The organism is Paratractidigestivibacter faecalis (genome assembly GCF_003416765.1).
Taxonomy (GTDB): domain Bacteria; phylum Actinomycetota; class Coriobacteriia; order Coriobacteriales; family Atopobiaceae; genus Paratractidigestivibacter; species Paratractidigestivibacter faecalis.
Genome location: NZ_QSNG01000001.1, coordinates 91537 through 106632, shown reverse-complemented (window position 1 = coordinate 106632; position 15096 = coordinate 91537). Strand labels below are relative to the sequence as shown.

The following is a 15096-nucleotide window of genomic DNA, read 5'->3' as shown; positions in this document are numbered from 1 at the left end:
ACCTACCACTCTATCTGCGCGATGGGCACGGGGCTGGGGTTCACGCTCATCTGGGTCACGCGGCCGCTCTTGAAGCGGATGAGGCGGTCGGCCATGTCTGCCAGGGCCGCGTTGTGCGTGACGATGATGACCGTGATGCCGTCCCTGCGGCAGGTGTCCTGCAGGAGCTGCAGGATCTGCTTGCCCGTCTGGTAGTCAAGCGCTCCCGTGGGCTCGTCGCAGAGCAGAAGCTTTGGGTTCTTTGCCAGGGCGCGCGCAATGGAGACGCGCTGCTGCTCGCCGCCGGAGAGCTGCGCCGGGAAGTTGGCCAGGCGCTCCGCCAGCCCCACCTTGCCAAGCGTCTCCTCCGCGTCCAGGGAGTCCGGGCAGATCTGGGCCGCCAGTTCCACGTTCTCCAGCGCGGTGAGGTTGGGCACCAGGTTGTAGAACTGGAAGACGAAGCCCACGTCCTCGCGCCTGTACATGACCAGCTCGTCCTCGGTGGCGCGGCTCACGTCGCGCCCGCCCACCACCACGCGGCCGGACGTGGCGCGGTCCATGCCGCCCAGGATGTTGAGCGCCGTGGTCTTGCCCGCGCCGGACTGGCCCAGGATGACGGCGAGCTCGCCCTTCTCCACGGCAAAGCTCGCTCCGTCCAGGGCGTGGACCAGGGTCGAGCCGGCCCCGTAGGCACGCACGACGTCTGCGAACTCTATGTAGGGCATGGCGAGAACCTCCCTAACGACGCGTGGCTGCATCGCAACATGGCAGCAACCAGTCTTTCGTTGAATTGAGTTTAGATGCCCGTATACTGTCACGGGCAAATTACACACTTGCGGTCGGCGGACGGCCGCGTCTGGAGGTATCACGCATGAAGAAGGGCCTAATCGCGCTGGCCGCCGGCACGTTTGCCTTGGGCTTTGCGGAGTTCGTGCTCATGGGCATCATCACCAACGTCGCCGCGGGCGTGGGCGTCACAGTGCCCGAGGCCGGCGGCTTCATCTCCGCCTACGCCATTGGCGTCTGCTTTGGCACCCTCATCCTGGTGTTTGGCCACAGCATTGCCCCCAAGCGCCTGCTCATGGCCTTCATGCTGCTGTGCTTCGCGGGCAACGCCATGGCCGCGCTCGCCCCCAGCGCCGGCATGCTCACCGTGGCGCGCTTCATCTCGGGCATGCCGCACGGCGCCTTCTTTGGCACCGCCACCATCGCCGCGCGCGCCATGGCCGACAAGGGCCAGGAGGGCCGCGCCGTCGCCGTCATGGTCCTGGGCCAGACGCTGGCCAACACCATCGGCGTGCCCTTCGGAACGCTGCTGGCCGGCATGGTGAGCTGGCGCGCCGCGTTTGTCTTCGTGGCCATCTGGGCGCTCTGCTCGCTCCTGCTCATCTGGAGGCTCGTGCCGCAGATCGAGGCCGTGGCAGACGCCGGCTTGGCCGGGCAGTTCCGCTTCCTGGGCAAGCCCGGCCCCTGGATCGTGCTGGGCGCGGTCTTCCTGGGCAACACGGGAATCTTCTGCTGGTGGAGCTACGTCTCCCCCTGGCTCGAGACTGTCGGCGGCTGGAGCGCCACGATGCTGCCGGCCCTGCTGGTGCTGGCCGGCCTGGGCATGATCGTCGGCTCCCAGCTGGGCGGACGCGCCGGAGACAGGCTCACCCCGGGCTGGGCCTCCGCCATCGGCCAGGGCATTGCCTGCGTGGCCATGCTGCTCATCTACGCGTTCTCGGGCTCCCTTGCCAGCTCCGCCGCGCTCATGGTCCTGTGCTGCTGTGGCCTGTTCTTCCCGTCCAGCCCCCAGCAGCTCGCCATGGTCGAGGTGGGCCAGGGCGGTGGCGAGATGATCGGCTCCGCGTGCGTGCAGGTGGCCTTCAACGGTGGAAACGCCGTGGGCGCCCAGATTGGCCAGGCGGTCCTCAACTCCGGAGCCGCCTATAACGTGCCCGCCCTGGCAGGCGCCCCCATCACGGCTGGCGCCGTGGCGCTGCTGGCCCTCTACGCCCTGCGCTTTGAGAGCCGGTACCACAAGAAGGCCGTGACGCCCCACGCGTAGCGCGCGCCGCCGGCGCTCATCTCAACAGCGTACAAAATAACGACCCCGTGCACTTCTCACCTGCGAAAACGCAGCCGAGAAGGACGCGGGGTCGTTATTATGTACAGTATTCCGAGAACGCTCGGCCTCCAGACCCCCTATGCCTTGCGGAAGAACGCCAGGGCAATGGCGCCGGGGCCCACGTGGGTGCCGATGGTGGCGCCCACGGTGTGGACGGGCAGGCTGCCGTCGGGAAAGCCCGCCTCCCAGAGGCCGCGGCTGTCGGCCACGTACTTGCGCAGCAGCCTGTCCGAGAGGCCCGCGTAGCCCAGGGCCACCGGCATGCCAAAGTCAATGCCGCCCGCGTTCTCCACCTGCTGGTTGAGGAGGTTGCGGCCGTTCTTGGAGCCGCGCGCCTTGCCCAGCAGGGCCACCTCGCCGGACCTGATGGCAATGACCGGCTTGATGGAGAGAAGCTCTCCCACCGCGCCGGCGGCTGCAGAGATGCGCCCACCCCGCCGCAGGTACTCGAGGGTATCGAGAAGCCCTACCACGCAGACGCGGTCACGCAGGGCGCAGATCTGGTCCGCAATCTCCACGGCACCCAGGCCCTTCTCGGCAAGGCGCAGGGCGCACTCCACCAGCACGCGCTCGCCCACGCAGACGTTCAGGCTGTCAACCACGCGCACGACCCCCTTGGCCTGCGCGGCAGCGGTGATGGCGCTCTGGTGCGTGCCGGAGAGCTTGGAGGAGAGCGTGATCACCACGGCCTCCTGGCCCGCCGCGTGGACCTCGTCAAGCACCTGGCCAAAGGCATAGGGGTTGACCTGCCCCGTCTTGGGAAGCTCGTCCTCCTCAACCAGCAGCTCGTAGAAGCGCTCGTGCGTGAGGTCGACGCCGTCCAGGTACGTGACGGTTCCAAACGTGATGGAGAGCGGGAGCACCGTGAGGTTTTCGTACTCGCCCTCCAGAATGTCCGAGGCAGAGTCGGTGATGATGCGCGTCTTCATGGCATCTCCTTTTTTATTTTGGTTTTGATATATGCGAGAAGCGCCCGCCCTCGCCGGCCACACGGCCGCGGCCACGCCCCACCTTACCGGGCGATGACCCTCAGCTGCCCCAGGACGGACTCCAGCGAGGCGTAGAGCGCCCGGCGCTGCTCGTCCAAGAGGCCGCCGCCCGCCTGCCGCACAATCTGCGAGATGAGCCCGTTGACCTCGGCCATTGCCGCATAGCCCTTCTCGGTGAGGCGGATGGGGGCGCGGTAGCGCGTGGACTCCTCCCCTACCTCCACAAAGCCGTCGGCGGCAAGGCGCGTGACCGTACGGCTCACGGCGGCGCGGTCCACGTCGGCCAGGCGGGCAAGGTCGGCGCCCGTCAGCCCCTCGGGGTTCTTCTCCAGGTAGTAGACGACCATCAGGTCAGAGGCGCGCAGGCCAAAGCGGGCGAGCTCCGCCGTCTTGATGCGCTGGATCTCCTTGTCTATGGCGCCAATGAGGCCCACGAAGTCCTCAAAACGACTCTCCTCCCGCATGCGTGCCTCCCCTGACCGCGTTCCGTCGCAGCATACAGTAACGGCGCACTTGTTGAGTTGTCAACAAGTGCGCCGTTTGCACACATCTTGGTTTGCCAGACGCCCCCGCCGGCCACGCTCTGCCAGGCGAGAAGCGCGCGCCCTTACGCCTGGGGCTGGGCGAGCACCGTCCCCTCCGGGAAGGCGCGACGGAACAGGAAGCGGGCGATGGGGCCGGCAACCAGCAGGTTCCACGGCAGGGCCATGATGAAGTTCCAGGGAATGTTGGTCAGCCAGGCCATGGGCACGACGGCCAGGGTGCCGGCGTGGAGGGCGCCCTCAAAGGCACCATAGAGCGACATGATGATGACCATCGGGAAGACCATGCAGGTGGAGACCGCAAGTGTCATGGCGCGTGGGCTGCTCTTGCCCGGGGTCACCAGGCGCTTGAAGGCAAAGCCCTTGGCCAGCGGGCTGGCAACAAACCAGTCGCACAGCATGGCAAAGACGTACGCAGGCGGGAAGCCAATCCAGGCAGCGGCAATGACGTCGGCCCCCATGTGGCCATACTGGCGCGCCACGTTGTAGATGCTCATCCAAAGCACCATGAGGAAACACATGATGAAGGTGAACAGAAGGCTCTCACGCTTGTTCTTGGGCATAAAGTAAAACAACTCCTTATGATCGAAGTCCTGTCTCGACGGCCTGCCGCCGCCCAATGGCAGGCAGGTCGGAGCCAGCGCAGCGTGAGCCATGGTAACCAGAAACGCGCGCGCTTCGTAAGCGTTAAGTTTGTGAAGTAATTCCCGGCCGGCAAGTCCGACTCCTCCCGACCTTCTCGTCAAGCCGCGCCTCAGCGAAACAAACCGTTTACCAAATGAGGCTTGCGCCGCCGCCAAAGACGCGCGTATATTCCCAACCAACGCAAAGGCACACGGCCTTTTTACCGAGCATCCAGAGGGGAGCGCCAACATGTTCAAGTCCATGAACAACAACTGGTGGTGGCGCAACCTGAACTCGGTCGGTCGATCGTGAGTCTTGTCGCGTACCCATAATCACGCGAAGTCAAGGGGCTCCCGGTTTGACCGGGAGCCCCTTTTTTCGTGCAACCACCCCTCGCAAAGGAGAAACGCCATGTCCCAGAACGCCAATGCCCAGCAGGCTCGCACCGTCACCACCGTCGACCACGGCAAGCTCGACCTCAAGGCCCTCACCCTCTACGCCATCCTCCTGGCTGCCGGCTTCGTGCTCAACATGACCGTCAGCAAGTTCTTCTCGGGCCTCACCGGCGGCATCCTCTCGCCCGAGTTCATCATCGCGGCCTTCTGCCTTGAGACCCTCATCATCAGGCCCAAGGTCGGGCAGGCCGCCGTCCTCGGCCTTCTCGCCGGCGTGGTGATCCAGATCACTGCCTCCGTCAAGGGCCCCGACCTCATCGCCGAGCCCGTCGCCGCTGTGGTCATGGCGCTGCTGGTCTCCGCCCTGGGCAACGGCGGCGCCAAGAAGGTCCTGCCCCTCGTCGGCACCTTTGTGGTCACCTGCATCTCCGGCCTCATCTACGCCGTCATCTTTGCCTGCTTCGTCCAGCGCAACCCGCAGCTCATCATGGTCATGGCCCCCGTCGTCGCCATGACCGGCGCCTTCAACGCCATCATCGTCCAGGCCCTCTACGTCCCCATCAAGAAGGCCCTGAACAAGTAGCTCATTAGGTACCATGAGACGCGCCGACCCACCGTGGGCCGGCGCGTTTTTCTCGCCGCAGGGCGCGCCCCGTGGCGGCAGATTCAATAAGAAGGGCTCCCATGACCCAGACCAACCCAATCATCGAGCTCAGGGGCGTCTCGTTCTCGTACGGCGAGGGCGCCCGGGCGGCTCTTGACCACGTCTCGCTCTCCATTTCCGAGGGCGACTTCGTGGGCGTCATCGGCCCGTCGGGCGCCGGCAAGTCCACGCTTGCCGCCGTCATGAGCGGTGCCATCCCCCACCACTTCACCGGCCAGCTCTATGGCGCCACGCTCATCGACGGCAAGGACACCTGCGAGGTCACCCTGACGGACATCTCGCGCATCGTGGGCAGCGTCCTGCAGGACATCGACGCCCAGATGGTGGCCTCCGTCGTCGAGGACGAGATGCTCTTCGGGCTCGAGAACTTTGGCGTCCCGCACGACCAGATCGAGGAGCGCATCAGCCAGACGCTGGCCACCGTCGGCATCTCCGACCTGCGTGAGCGCGAGATCGCCACGCTCTCCGGCGGCCAGAAGCAGAAGGTGGCCATCGCGGCCATCCTGGCGCTGGCTCCGCGCGTCCTGGTGCTCGACGAGCCCACGGCGGCCCTGGACCCGGCCAGCTCCACGCTGGTCTTCGAGACCCTGCGCAAGGTCAACGAGCTCGCCGGCATCACCATCGTGGTCATCGAGCAGAAGGTGGCCCTTCTCAGCAAGTACTGCGACCGCGTGCTTGTCATGAACGAGGGCGCCCTCGCCTTTGACGGGGAGCCGCACGAGGTCTTCAGCCACGCCTCCGAGCTGCAATCCATGGGCGTGGACAGCCCCCGCGTGGCCCGCATGGCAAACAGCCTGGCCCAGCGCGGCGTCATTGCGCCGGGCACTGCCCCCTGCTTGAACGTCGCCGAGGCAAAGGAGCTGGTGGCGGACCTCGTCGCCGGTCACGTTCCCACCCCCGGCGAGAAGGACGTGGCGGCCGCGGCCCGCGCGGGCTCGCGCCACGTGCCCGCCGCCCGGCCGCACGCCGAGGGCGCCGAGCCCGTGGTGGAGCTCTCGGGCGTCAACTTCTCGTACCCCAGCGGCGGCGCGTCCGTCAACGACCTCGAGATGCGCGTCTACCCCGGCGAGCTCGTGGGCATCGTCGGCCAGAACGGCGCCGGCAAGACCACGCTCACCAAGCTGCTGAACGGCCTGCTGCGCCCGTCCTCCGGCTCCGTGCGCATTGCCGGCATGGACACCCACGACGTCCCCACCAGCGCCATTGCTGCGCGCTGCGCCATGCTCTTCCAGAACCCGGACCGCCAGATCTGCAAGGACACGGTGCTCGAGGAGGTGGCCTTCGGCCTCACGCTCCACGGCGTGGGCGACCAGGAGGCCCGTCGCCGAGCCGCCGCCGCGGCCGAGCGCTTTGGCCTGCCGCTGGACGAGTCGCCCTTCTCGCTGTCTCGCGGCCAGAGGCAGATGGTGGCCCTGGCCTCCGTGGTGGTGCTGGACCCCGAGGTGGTGCTGCTCGACGAACCCACCAGCGGCCTTGACTACCGCGAGTGCATGACCGTCATGGAGACCGTGCGCGAGATGGCTGAGCGCGGCTGCGCCGTTATCATGGTCTGCCACGACATGGAGGTGGTCTCGGACTTTGCCGAGCGCCTGGTGGTCATGGCCAACGGGCGCATCCTGGCCCGCGGCGTGGCCGAGGAGGTCTTTGCCAACGAGGAGCTCATGCGCGCGGCCTACGTTGAGCCGCCGCAGGTGGTTGCCCTGGCTGCCGAGCTCGCGCGGGACGTCTCGCCCGAGTTCGCCGGCGTGAGCCAGGTCTCCGGCATCGTCGACCTCACGGAGGAGATGGTCAACCGTGACTAGCGTCATCGACTACATTCCCGGCACGTCCCTTCTGCACCGGCTGAACCCGGTCACCAAGCTGACGCTGGCCGCAGGCATCATCCTGGCCACCTTCCTGGGAGACACCTACCCCCTGCTCATCGCCCTCCTGGCGCTGACGTTTGCCCTGGGCGCCTACGCCCGTGCGGCAGGTGGCCTGGTCTCGCTGTCAAAGCTCATGGTGCCGCTCTCGCTCATCATGCTGGTGCTACAGACGGCCTTCATCCGCACCGGCGACCCGGTGGCTCTGTGGGTCACCACGAACGGCCTGGTCACGGGCACCAAGGCCGCGCTGCGCCTTCTTGGCGTGGCCCTGCCGCTCATCCTCATGCTGACCGTCACCAAGCTCAACGACCTGGCAAACGCCGTGGTGGAGGTGCTGCACGTGCCCTACCGCTACGCCTTCACCTTCACCACGGCCCTGCGCTTCGTGCCCGTCTTCAGCCAGGAGATGAACGCCATCATGGAGGCGCAGACCGCCCGCGGCGTGGAGTACGACACCAAGAACCCCCTCAAGAAGATTCAGCTCATGCTGCCGCTGTGCGTGCCGCTGCTGGTGAGCTCGGTGGGCAAGACCGACGCCACCGCCCTTGCCGCCGAGCAGCGCGGCTTCTACCTGCGCACGCGCGAGAGCAGCTACAAGCGCTACCCCATGGGCGCGGCCGACTACGCCGTCCTTGCGGCAAGCGTCGCCCTCATCGTTTTGGGAGTGCTGTTCTAGCGGACGGGCTTCTCGCCAGGCGGGGCTGCCGGGGCCGGGCGTTGCCTACCTATTATTTGGTAGGCAACGCCCGGCCCTTTTTGTGCCGCCCATGGGCGACCTGCGGCTTTTCTATTGCTTCAATTACTTGCCTACCGAATAATCGGCGGGCAATTTCTGCGGGCAGGCCCCGCGCTCCTGTCTCACAATGAGAGCTCGGGCCAAGCGAGGGGAGACGTGCGCATTGTCAGGCAACAACCAAGCAGAGAAGGGCACGGGGCGGCAGGCGCTTGACGTCCTGCGCCAGACGTTTGGCTACGAGAGCTTCCGCCCCCACCAGGAGGAGATCGTCCAGGCGGCCCTTGCCGGGCGCGACGTCCTTGCCGTCATGCCAACCTCGGCCGGAAAGTCCGTCTGCTACCAGGTGCCGGCACTTGTCCTGGCCCAGCGCGGAGGAGGCCTCACGGTTGTGGTGAGCCCGCTCATCTCGCTCATGAAGGACCAGGTGGGAAGCCTGCGCCAGTACGGCGTTGCCGCGAGCTGCCTCAACTCCACGCTCGGCCCCTCCGAGCAGGCGGACGTCCTGCACGGCGTGGCGTCCGGCGCCGTGACCCTCCTCTACGTGGCGCCCGAGCGCCTGGACGACCCGCGCTTCCTGGAGGTGGCGGGCAGCCGCGGGGTGGCCCTGCTGGCCGTGGACGAGGCACACTGCATCTCCCAGTGGGGCAACGACTTCAGGCCCTCCTACCAGCGCATCCTCGGCTTCATAGACGGCCTGCCCGCGCGTCCTGCCGTCATGGCCCTCACCGCCACGGCAACCAGGGCCGTCCGCGAAGACATCACAGGCTCGCTGGGCCTCGCCGACCCCTTCACGGTGGTGGCGAGCTTCGACCGGCCCAACCTGAGCTTTGCCGTGGAGCACGCGCAGGGGCGTGCCCAGAAGGACCGGGCGCTGCTTTCCTTCGTGCGGCAGCGGCCCGGGCGCTCGGGCATTGTCTACTGCGCAAGCCGCAGGGCCGTCGAGGAGACCTGCGACCTGCTGCGTGACGCCGGGCTTCCCGCCACGCGCTACCACGCCGGTCTTGCCGCAGAGGAGCGCCAGCGCAACCAGGACGACTTCCTCTATGACCGCGCGAGCATCATGGTCGCAACCAACGCGTTTGGCATGGGCATAGACAAGTCAAACGTCAGCTATGTGGTGCACTACAACATGCCCAGCTGCCTGGAGAACTACTACCAGGAGGCGGGACGCGCCGGCAGGGACGGAACCCCGGCCGAGTGCCTGCTGCTCTACTCCCCCGGTGACGTCCACACGCAGGAGTTCCTTCTCTCCAAGACGGGCGAGGACAGAGACGACCTCTCGCCGGAGCAGCTGGAGCAGATCAGGGAGCACGACTCCCGGCGCCTGGAGCAGATGACCTTCTATTCCACCACGACGGACTGTCTGCGGGCCTTCATCCTGCGCTACTTTGGCGAGGAGGCGCCCGCGTATTGCGGCAACTGCGGCAACTGCCTGGCGGAGTTCGAGGAGGTTGACGCCACCACGGACGCCCTCAAGGTGGTCTCGTGCGTGGCCCGCCTTGCCCAGCGTGGAAGATTTGTGGGCGCCTCCACCATCGTCGACGTGCTTCGCGGGTCCCGTGCAGAGAAGGTGACCTCTCGCGGCTACGACACCCTGAGCACGTACGGCATCATGGAGAAGACACCCGTGACGCAGCTGCGCTCTCTCATTGACGAGCTGGTCTACCTGGGCCTTCTTGCGCGCACGACGGGAGACTACCCTACTGTCGTGCTGACGGAGGCGGGACGGGCGTTCATGCGGGCGCGCTCCCTTGACGGCGGGCCCCTCATGGTGAAGGTGGCCAAGGGCAAGGCCCACAGGCGCCAGGAGGCAGCCGCAACTGGCGGAAAGAGGCGCCCCACGGCGGACCTCTCGCAGCTGGACGAGGAATCCCAGGCGCTCTACCAGGAGCTTTGCGAGCTCAGGACCCAGCTGGCGACGGAGCAGCAAGTGCCGCCCTACATCATCTTCAGCAACGCCACGCTGGTGGACATGTGCGCCAAGCGGCCCCGCAACCTTGAGGAGTTCCTGGGCGTCTCCGGCGTGGGCGCAAAGAAGGCCCAGGCCTACGGCGACCTCTTCCTGGCCAGGCTCAACCCCTAGCGGCGAGGCCTCTTGCCGGAGGCGGGCTTCTTGGCTGCAGGCTTCTTCCGCACGCTGTAGCCAAAGGTGCCCAGGCGCTGCCCGAGCTCGAAGTACTCGCCGTGGCTGTAGGCGGTCAGGCCGGCGCGGGCCAGGTCAAGGCGCCCCCGCGCGTCCACCAGGGACTCGTCCACCTGCACGGCCTCCACGCTGGCAAGGAACATGTGGTGGCTTCCCAGCTCCTTGACCTCGGTGACCTTGCACTCGATGTTGACGGGGCTCTCCGCAATGACGGGCGCGAGCTCGAGCTTGGCCGCGGGCGCCGGGGTGAGGCCGCACTCGGCCCACTTGTCGTAGTCGCGGCCGGAGCGCACACCGCACCAGTCGCACGCACGCTGCAGGCGGCGCGTGGTGAGGTTGACCACAAACTCGCCCGACTCGTGGATGAGCCGGTAGCTGGCTCGCTCGGGCCTGATGGAGACGTAGAGCATGGGCGGGTTGGTGCAGATGGTTCCCGTCCAGGCAACCGTGACGATGTCAGAGGCGCCCGACGCGTCCGCGCAGCTCACCATCACCGCCGGCAGCGGATACAGCATGTTCCCGCCGCGCCAGACCTGCTTTGCCATCTCTTCTCTCCCGTTCTTCCAGCGCGCTTCTCGCAAAAATGAGAAAAAGGGACCGCCCCCTTTTCTCATCCTAGACGAGAAGCCCCTCGAGGGAGAGCTTGGGCACGTGGTGGGAGCGGTCGGGGTCGCGCCAGTAGGTCAGGCCATGGCCCTGGGCAGCGCCCACGCCCGCGCGCTCCAGCACGACCTTCTCGCCGCGCTCGCCCACGGACAGGACGAGCGCCACGTCGAGGCCGAGCACCTCCAGGCCGAGCTCCACGCCCAGGCAGGCGTCGTAGCTCTTGTGCATACAGGTGCCCAGGCCCCGGGCCGCCGCGGCAAGCGCCAGCGTCTGGGCGGCAATGCCCACGTCAATGAGGCGCACGGGGCTCTTGGCAACCTTGTGCGGCAGGCAGACCACCACGTAGCCGCCGGGACGCTCGTCTGCCTCGGGGCCGTCCCAGTCGGGCAGCGACGCGGCCCAGTGCAGATGCGAGAAGACCAGCTGGCAGCCCGCCGGGTCCTCCATGCCAGGCACCACGCGAAAGCGCAGCTGCTGGGAGTTGTTGCCCGTGGGTGCCAGGCGCGCGGCCTCGACGAGCCCCAGGAGCTCATCGCGGCGCAGCGGGCGGGCGCCATAGCGGCGATACGTGCGGGACCCTGCGGCTAGCTGCTGGAACTCGGCGGCGTCCATGGCCCCTCCCCTACATGCCGGCGGCGGCTATGGCGGCGACGGCCTCGCGGATCTTCTCCGGCGGCATGGTGAGCGCCATGCGGCAGAAGCCCTCGCCGGCCGGGCCAAAGCTCGCGCCCGGCGTCACGATGACGCCCGCACGCTCCATGAGCTCGGCCGCAAAGGCCATGGAGTCCTGGCGGCCGTGCGGCAGGCGCGCCCAGACGAACATGGAGCCGTGCGCGTTGGGGCGCTCCCAGCCAATCTCCTCGAGGCCGTCGCACAGGGCGTCGCGGCGCTCCTGGTACCACATGCGCTGCTGCTCCACCTGCTCGCGCGGGCCGGTGAGGGCGGCGATGGCCGCGTCCTGCTCCGGGTAGAACATGCCAAAGTCCACCTGGCTGCGCAGCTTGCGAGCCGCGGCCACGATGTCGGCGCGGCCCACCAGGAAGGAGAGGCGGCAGCCCGTCACGTTGAAGGACTTGGAGAGGCTCAGGAACTCCACGCCGACCTCGCGGGCGCCCGGGTACGCCAGGAAGCTCCCGCCGGCGGGGCCGTCGTAGATGATGTCGGAGTAGGCGTTGTCGTGAATGACCACGATGTCGTGCTCGCGCGCGAACTCGATGATCTGCTGGTAGACCTCGGACGTGCCCACAGAGCCCACCGGATTTGCGGGCAGCGAGACGATCATGTACTTGGCGCGGTCCGCCACCTCGGGGTCGATGCCCGCCACGTAGGGCAGGAAGTCGTGCTCGGCCGTGAGCGGGTAGAACGCGCACGTGCCGCCGGCAAGGGTGGTGGCGTTGCGGAAGACCGGGTAGCAGGGGTCGGGCACCAGGACGGTGTCGCCCTCGTCGATAAGCGCGGCGCACAGGGGCAGCATGCCCTCCTGGGTGCCGCGGCAGCTCATGATCATGTCGCGCGTGACGCCATCCACGCCATAGCGGTCCTTGTAGTAGGCGCCCACGGCGTCCAGCAGCTCGTCCTTGTCGTGCAGGGAGTACTTCCAGTTGGCCGGGTCCTGGGCGCTCTTGACCAGCGCGTCTATGACGTGCTGCGAGGGCTTGAAGTCAGGCGTCCCCACCGAGAGGTCGTAGACCGTGCGGCCCTCGGCCTCGAGCTCGCGGCGGCGCACGTTAAGCGCGGCAAAGACCTCGTCTCCCAGCAGGTCAAGACGCTTAGAGAACTCCATGGGCACTCCAATCAGCCAGGCGGGCCGGCGCCCGTCGCGCACAGATAACCTCTCTACTTTAGTCCTCGTGGCAGACGGATCGGCCCGCAAGAAGCCGCCCGCGGCGTCCGCGGTGGCGAGCGGTCGGGGCGGGAGGCCCTTCTCGCCTGGCGCGGACGTGCCAACTGGGGCTTACACGCGGCCTCCAAAAGACGTTCTACCCGCCCCCTCGCGGCTTGGAAAAAGATTTGAAGCCAGCCGATTTTGCTACCTGCGGCTACGCCGGCCATCCACGGGCAAGCAAGCAAGTCAAGCCCCGTTTTAACAATATCTGGGGCAGAAAACACAAGCCAAGCACTACAGGTTGTGGCATAGTTGAGATAGACACAACGAGTGGAACTATCTGCGGCGCGCCTGCTGACGCGCTGCTTTTTTGAGAAGGGCGTGAGCAGCGATGAAGATCATCAAGCGCAATGGCTCTGAGGTCACCTTTGACGCGACCAAGATCGAGAACGCCATCCGCGCCGCCTGCGGAGAGGTCCCCGAGGAGGAGCGCCTCACCGAGCGCGGCATCAAGTTTGCCACCGCAAACGTCGTGGACTCCTGCGAGGCCGCCGGCCACACCGTGACCGTCGAGGAGGTCCAGGACCTCGTCGAGGACCAGCTGATGGCCCTCGACCACTTTGCCGTGGCCCGCCATTACATTATTTATCGCTACGTCCAGGCCCGGAAGCGCCAGAAGAACACCACTGACGACAAGATCCTCTCGCTCATCGAGTGCAACAACGAGGAGGTCAAGCAGGAGAACTCCAACAAGAACCCCACGGTGGTCTCCGTCCAGCGCGACTACATGGCCGGCGAGGTCTCCAAGGACCTCGCCATGCGCGAGCTGCTGCCGGCAGAGGTGGTGCGCGCCCACGAGGAGGGCATCATCCACTTCCACGACGCGGACTACTTCGCGCAGCACATGCACAACTGCGACCTCATCAACCTCGACGACATGCTGCAGAACGGCACCGTCATCTCCGGCACGCTCATCGAGCGCCCGCACAGCTTCTCCACCGCCTGCAACATCGCCACGCAGATCATCGCCCAGGTGGCTAGCTGCCAGTACGGCGGCCAGTCCATCTCCCTCACGCACCTCGCGCCCTTCGTGGACGTCTCCCGCAAGAAGATCCGCCGCCAGGTCTACGCCGAGATGGAGGCCATCGACGCCCACCCCGGCGAGGAGAAGATCAACCAGATCGTCGAGAAGCGCCTGCGCGAGGAGGTCTCCCGCGGCGTCCAGACCATCCAGTACCAGGTGGTCACCCTCATGACCACCAACGGCCAGGCCCCCTTCATCACCGTCTTCATGTACCTCAACGAGGCCCGCAACGAGCAGGAGAAGAAGGACCTCGCCCTGTGCATCGAGGAGATGCTGCGCCAGCGCTACCAGGGCGTGAAGAACGAGGAGGGCGTCTGGATCACCCCGGCCTTCCCCAAGCTCATCTACGTGCTCGAGGACGACAACATCGAGCCCGACAGCCCCTACTACTACCTCACCAAGCTCGCCGCCAAGTGCACGGCCAAGCGCATGGTGCCCGACTACATCTCCGAGAAGAAGATGCGCGAGTACAAGCTCTCCGCCGGCGAGACCGAGGGCAACGGCGACTGCTACACCTGCATGGGCTGCCGCTCCTTCCTCACCCCGGACCGCTCCGGCAACGGCTACGGCAACGTGGCGCGCGCCAAGAACTACGAGCCCGGCAAGCCCAAGTACTACGGCCGCTTCAACCAGGGCGTCGTCACCATCAACCTGCCTGACGTGGCCCTCTCCGCCGACCACGACATGGACCGCTTCTGGCAGATCTTCGACGAGCGCCTCGAGCTGTGCCACACGGCCCTGCGCGCCCGCCACGACCGCCTCTGCGGTACCCTCTCCGACGCCGCGCCCATCCTGTGGCAGTACGGCGCCCTCGCGCGCCTTAACAAGGGCGAGAAGATCGACAAGCTCCTCTACGGCGGCTACTCCACCATCAGCCTGGGCTATGCCGGCCTCTACGAGTGCGTCAAGGCCATGACCGGCCACAGCCACACCGACCGCGAGGCCACGCCGTTTGCCCTGGCCGTCATGCAGAAGATGAACGACAAGTGCGCCGAGTGGAAGGCCGCCGAGGACATCGACTACTCCCTCTACGGCACGCCGCTGGAGTCCACCACGTACAAGTTCGCCAAGTGCCTCCAGAAGCGCTTTGGCAACGTGCCCGGCATCACGGACCACGGCTACATCACCAACAGCTACCACGTCAACGTCCGCGAGAAGATCGACGCCTTCACCAAGCTCAAGTTTGAGAGCGAGTTCCAGCGCCTCTCCCCCGGCGGCGCCATCTCCTACATCGAGGTGCCCAACATGCAGGACAACCTCGAGGCCGTCCTGGCCGTCATGCACTACATCTACGACAACATCATGTACGCCGAGCTCAACACCAAGAGCGACTACTGCCAGGTGTGCGGCTACGACGGAGAGATCAAGATCGTGGAGGACGACGGCAAGCTCGTCTGGGAGTGCCCGCACTGCGGCAACCGCGACCAGGCCAAGATGAACGTCGCCCGTCGCACCTGCGGCTATATTGGCACCCAGTTCTGGAACCAGGGCCGCACCGAGGAGATTCGCGACCGCGTGCTGCACCTGTAGGCGC

Annotated in this window: 13 protein-coding genes; 6 read left to right on the top strand and 7 right to left on the bottom strand. The window is 66.6% G+C overall.

The window, feature by feature from the left end:
• Positions 1 to 2 precede the first annotated feature (2 nt).
• Complete coding sequence (locus tag DXV50_RS00450) at positions 3 to 704, bottom strand: ABC transporter ATP-binding protein (protein ID WP_117204278.1); 702 nt, start codon at positions 702 to 704, stop codon at positions 3 to 5.
• Between the two features lie 146 nt (positions 705 to 850).
• Between DXV50_RS00450 and DXV50_RS00445 the strand changes: the two genes are divergently transcribed.
• Positions 851 to 2029 (top strand): MFS transporter, encoded by a 1179-nt coding sequence (locus DXV50_RS00445; RefSeq protein WP_117204277.1) that lies wholly within the window; start codon positions 851 to 853, stop codon positions 2027 to 2029.
• Between the two features lie 137 nt (positions 2030 to 2166).
• On the opposite strand, the gene DXV50_RS00440 is transcribed toward DXV50_RS00445, so the two are convergent.
• The 3 genes from DXV50_RS00440 to DXV50_RS00430 all read right to left on the bottom strand — a co-directional run bounded on the left by DXV50_RS00440 (position 2167) and on the right by DXV50_RS00430 (position 4183).
• Positions 2167 to 3018, bottom strand: a complete 852-nt coding sequence (locus DXV50_RS00440) for a DegV family protein (RefSeq protein WP_117204276.1) — start codon at positions 3016 to 3018, stop codon at positions 2167 to 2169.
• 83 nt (positions 3019 to 3101) lie between these two features.
• Positions 3102 to 3542, bottom strand: a complete 441-nt coding sequence (locus tag DXV50_RS00435) for a MarR family winged helix-turn-helix transcriptional regulator (RefSeq protein WP_117204275.1) — start codon at positions 3540 to 3542, stop codon at positions 3102 to 3104.
• A 143-nt stretch (positions 3543 to 3685) separates the two neighbouring features.
• Complete coding sequence (locus tag DXV50_RS00430) at positions 3686 to 4183, bottom strand: DUF2798 domain-containing protein (RefSeq protein WP_117204274.1); 498 nt, start codon at positions 4181 to 4183, stop codon at positions 3686 to 3688.
• Between the two features lie 472 nt (positions 4184 to 4655).
• Here DXV50_RS00430 and DXV50_RS00425 point away from each other — a divergent pair, with 472 nt between their 5' ends.
• The 4 genes from DXV50_RS00425 (at position 4656) to recQ (ending at position 9987) form a co-directional block, all read left to right on the top strand.
• A complete protein-coding gene (locus DXV50_RS00425) occupies positions 4656 to 5222 on the top strand; it encodes a hypothetical protein (RefSeq protein WP_117204273.1) in 567 nt (188 codons plus the stop codon).
• 101 nt (positions 5223 to 5323) lie between these two features.
• Positions 5324 to 7105: an ABC transporter ATP-binding protein gene (locus DXV50_RS00420; RefSeq protein ID WP_117204272.1), complete on the top strand. Its 1782-nt coding sequence runs from the start codon at positions 5324 to 5326 to the stop codon at positions 7103 to 7105.
• On the top strand, positions 7098 to 7844 hold the full coding sequence (locus tag DXV50_RS00415; protein ID WP_117204271.1) for an energy-coupling factor transporter transmembrane component T family protein: 747 nt from the start codon (positions 7098 to 7100) through the stop codon (positions 7842 to 7844). Before DXV50_RS00420 ends, DXV50_RS00415 begins: the two co-directional genes overlap by 8 nt.
• A gap of 223 nt (positions 7845 to 8067) precedes the next feature.
• A complete protein-coding gene (gene recQ, locus DXV50_RS00410) occupies positions 8068 to 9987 on the top strand; it encodes a DNA helicase RecQ (RefSeq protein ID WP_198666363.1) in 1920 nt (639 codons plus the stop codon).
• On the opposite strand, the gene DXV50_RS00405 is transcribed toward recQ, so the two are convergent.
• The 3 genes from DXV50_RS00405 to DXV50_RS00395 form a co-directional block, all read right to left on the bottom strand.
• Positions 9984 to 10592 (bottom strand): flavin reductase family protein, encoded by a 609-nt coding sequence (locus tag DXV50_RS00405; protein ID WP_117204269.1) that lies wholly within the window; start codon positions 10590 to 10592, stop codon positions 9984 to 9986. The two genes, recQ and DXV50_RS00405, sit on opposite strands and share 4 nt — an antisense overlap.
• A gap of 70 nt (positions 10593 to 10662) precedes the next feature.
• On the bottom strand, positions 10663 to 11265 hold the full coding sequence (locus DXV50_RS00400; protein WP_117204268.1) for a nitroreductase family protein: 603 nt from the start codon (positions 11263 to 11265) through the stop codon (positions 10663 to 10665).
• 10 nt (positions 11266 to 11275) lie between these two features.
• On the bottom strand, positions 11276 to 12436 hold the full coding sequence (locus DXV50_RS00395) for a pyridoxal phosphate-dependent aminotransferase (RefSeq protein ID WP_117205928.1): 1161 nt from the start codon (positions 12434 to 12436) through the stop codon (positions 11276 to 11278).
• A gap of 433 nt (positions 12437 to 12869) precedes the next feature.
• Here DXV50_RS00395 and nrdD point away from each other — a divergent pair, with 433 nt between their 5' ends.
• Positions 12870 to 15092: an anaerobic ribonucleoside-triphosphate reductase gene (gene nrdD / locus DXV50_RS00390; protein ID WP_117204267.1), complete on the top strand. Its 2223-nt coding sequence runs from the start codon at positions 12870 to 12872 to the stop codon at positions 15090 to 15092.
• The last annotated feature ends 4 nt before the right edge of the window (positions 15093 to 15096 follow it).

Bases quoted from the DNA above. Each gene is read 5' to 3' on its own strand.
- DXV50_RS00450 (WP_117204278.1), bottom strand. From the start codon at position 704: ATGCCCTACATAGAGTTCGCAGACGTCGTGCGTGCCTACGGGGCCGGC.
- DXV50_RS00445 (WP_117204277.1), top strand. From the start codon at position 851: ATGAAGAAGGGCCTAATCGCGCTGGCCGCCGGCACGTTTGCCTTGGGC.
- DXV50_RS00440 (WP_117204276.1), bottom strand. From the start codon at position 3,018: ATGAAGACGCGCATCATCACCGACTCTGCCTCGGACATTCTGGAGGGC.
- DXV50_RS00435 (WP_117204275.1), bottom strand. From the start codon at position 3,542: ATGCGGGAGGAGAGTCGTTTTGAGGACTTCGTGGGCCTCATTGGCGCC.
- DXV50_RS00430 (WP_117204274.1), bottom strand. From the start codon at position 4,183: ATGCCCAAGAACAAGCGTGAGAGCCTTCTGTTCACCTTCATCATGTGT.
- DXV50_RS00425 (WP_117204273.1), top strand. From the start codon at position 4,656: ATGTCCCAGAACGCCAATGCCCAGCAGGCTCGCACCGTCACCACCGTC.
- DXV50_RS00420 (WP_117204272.1), top strand. From the start codon at position 5,324: ATGACCCAGACCAACCCAATCATCGAGCTCAGGGGCGTCTCGTTCTCG.
- DXV50_RS00405 (WP_117204269.1), bottom strand. From the start codon at position 10,592: ATGGCAAAGCAGGTCTGGCGCGGCGGGAACATGCTGTATCCGCTGCCG.
- DXV50_RS00400 (WP_117204268.1), bottom strand. From the start codon at position 11,265: ATGGACGCCGCCGAGTTCCAGCAGCTAGCCGCAGGGTCCCGCACGTAT.
- DXV50_RS00395 (WP_117205928.1), bottom strand. From the start codon at position 12,436: ATGGAGTTCTCTAAGCGTCTTGACCTGCTGGGAGACGAGGTCTTTGCC.
- nrdD (WP_117204267.1), top strand. From the start codon at position 12,870: ATGAAGATCATCAAGCGCAATGGCTCTGAGGTCACCTTTGACGCGACC.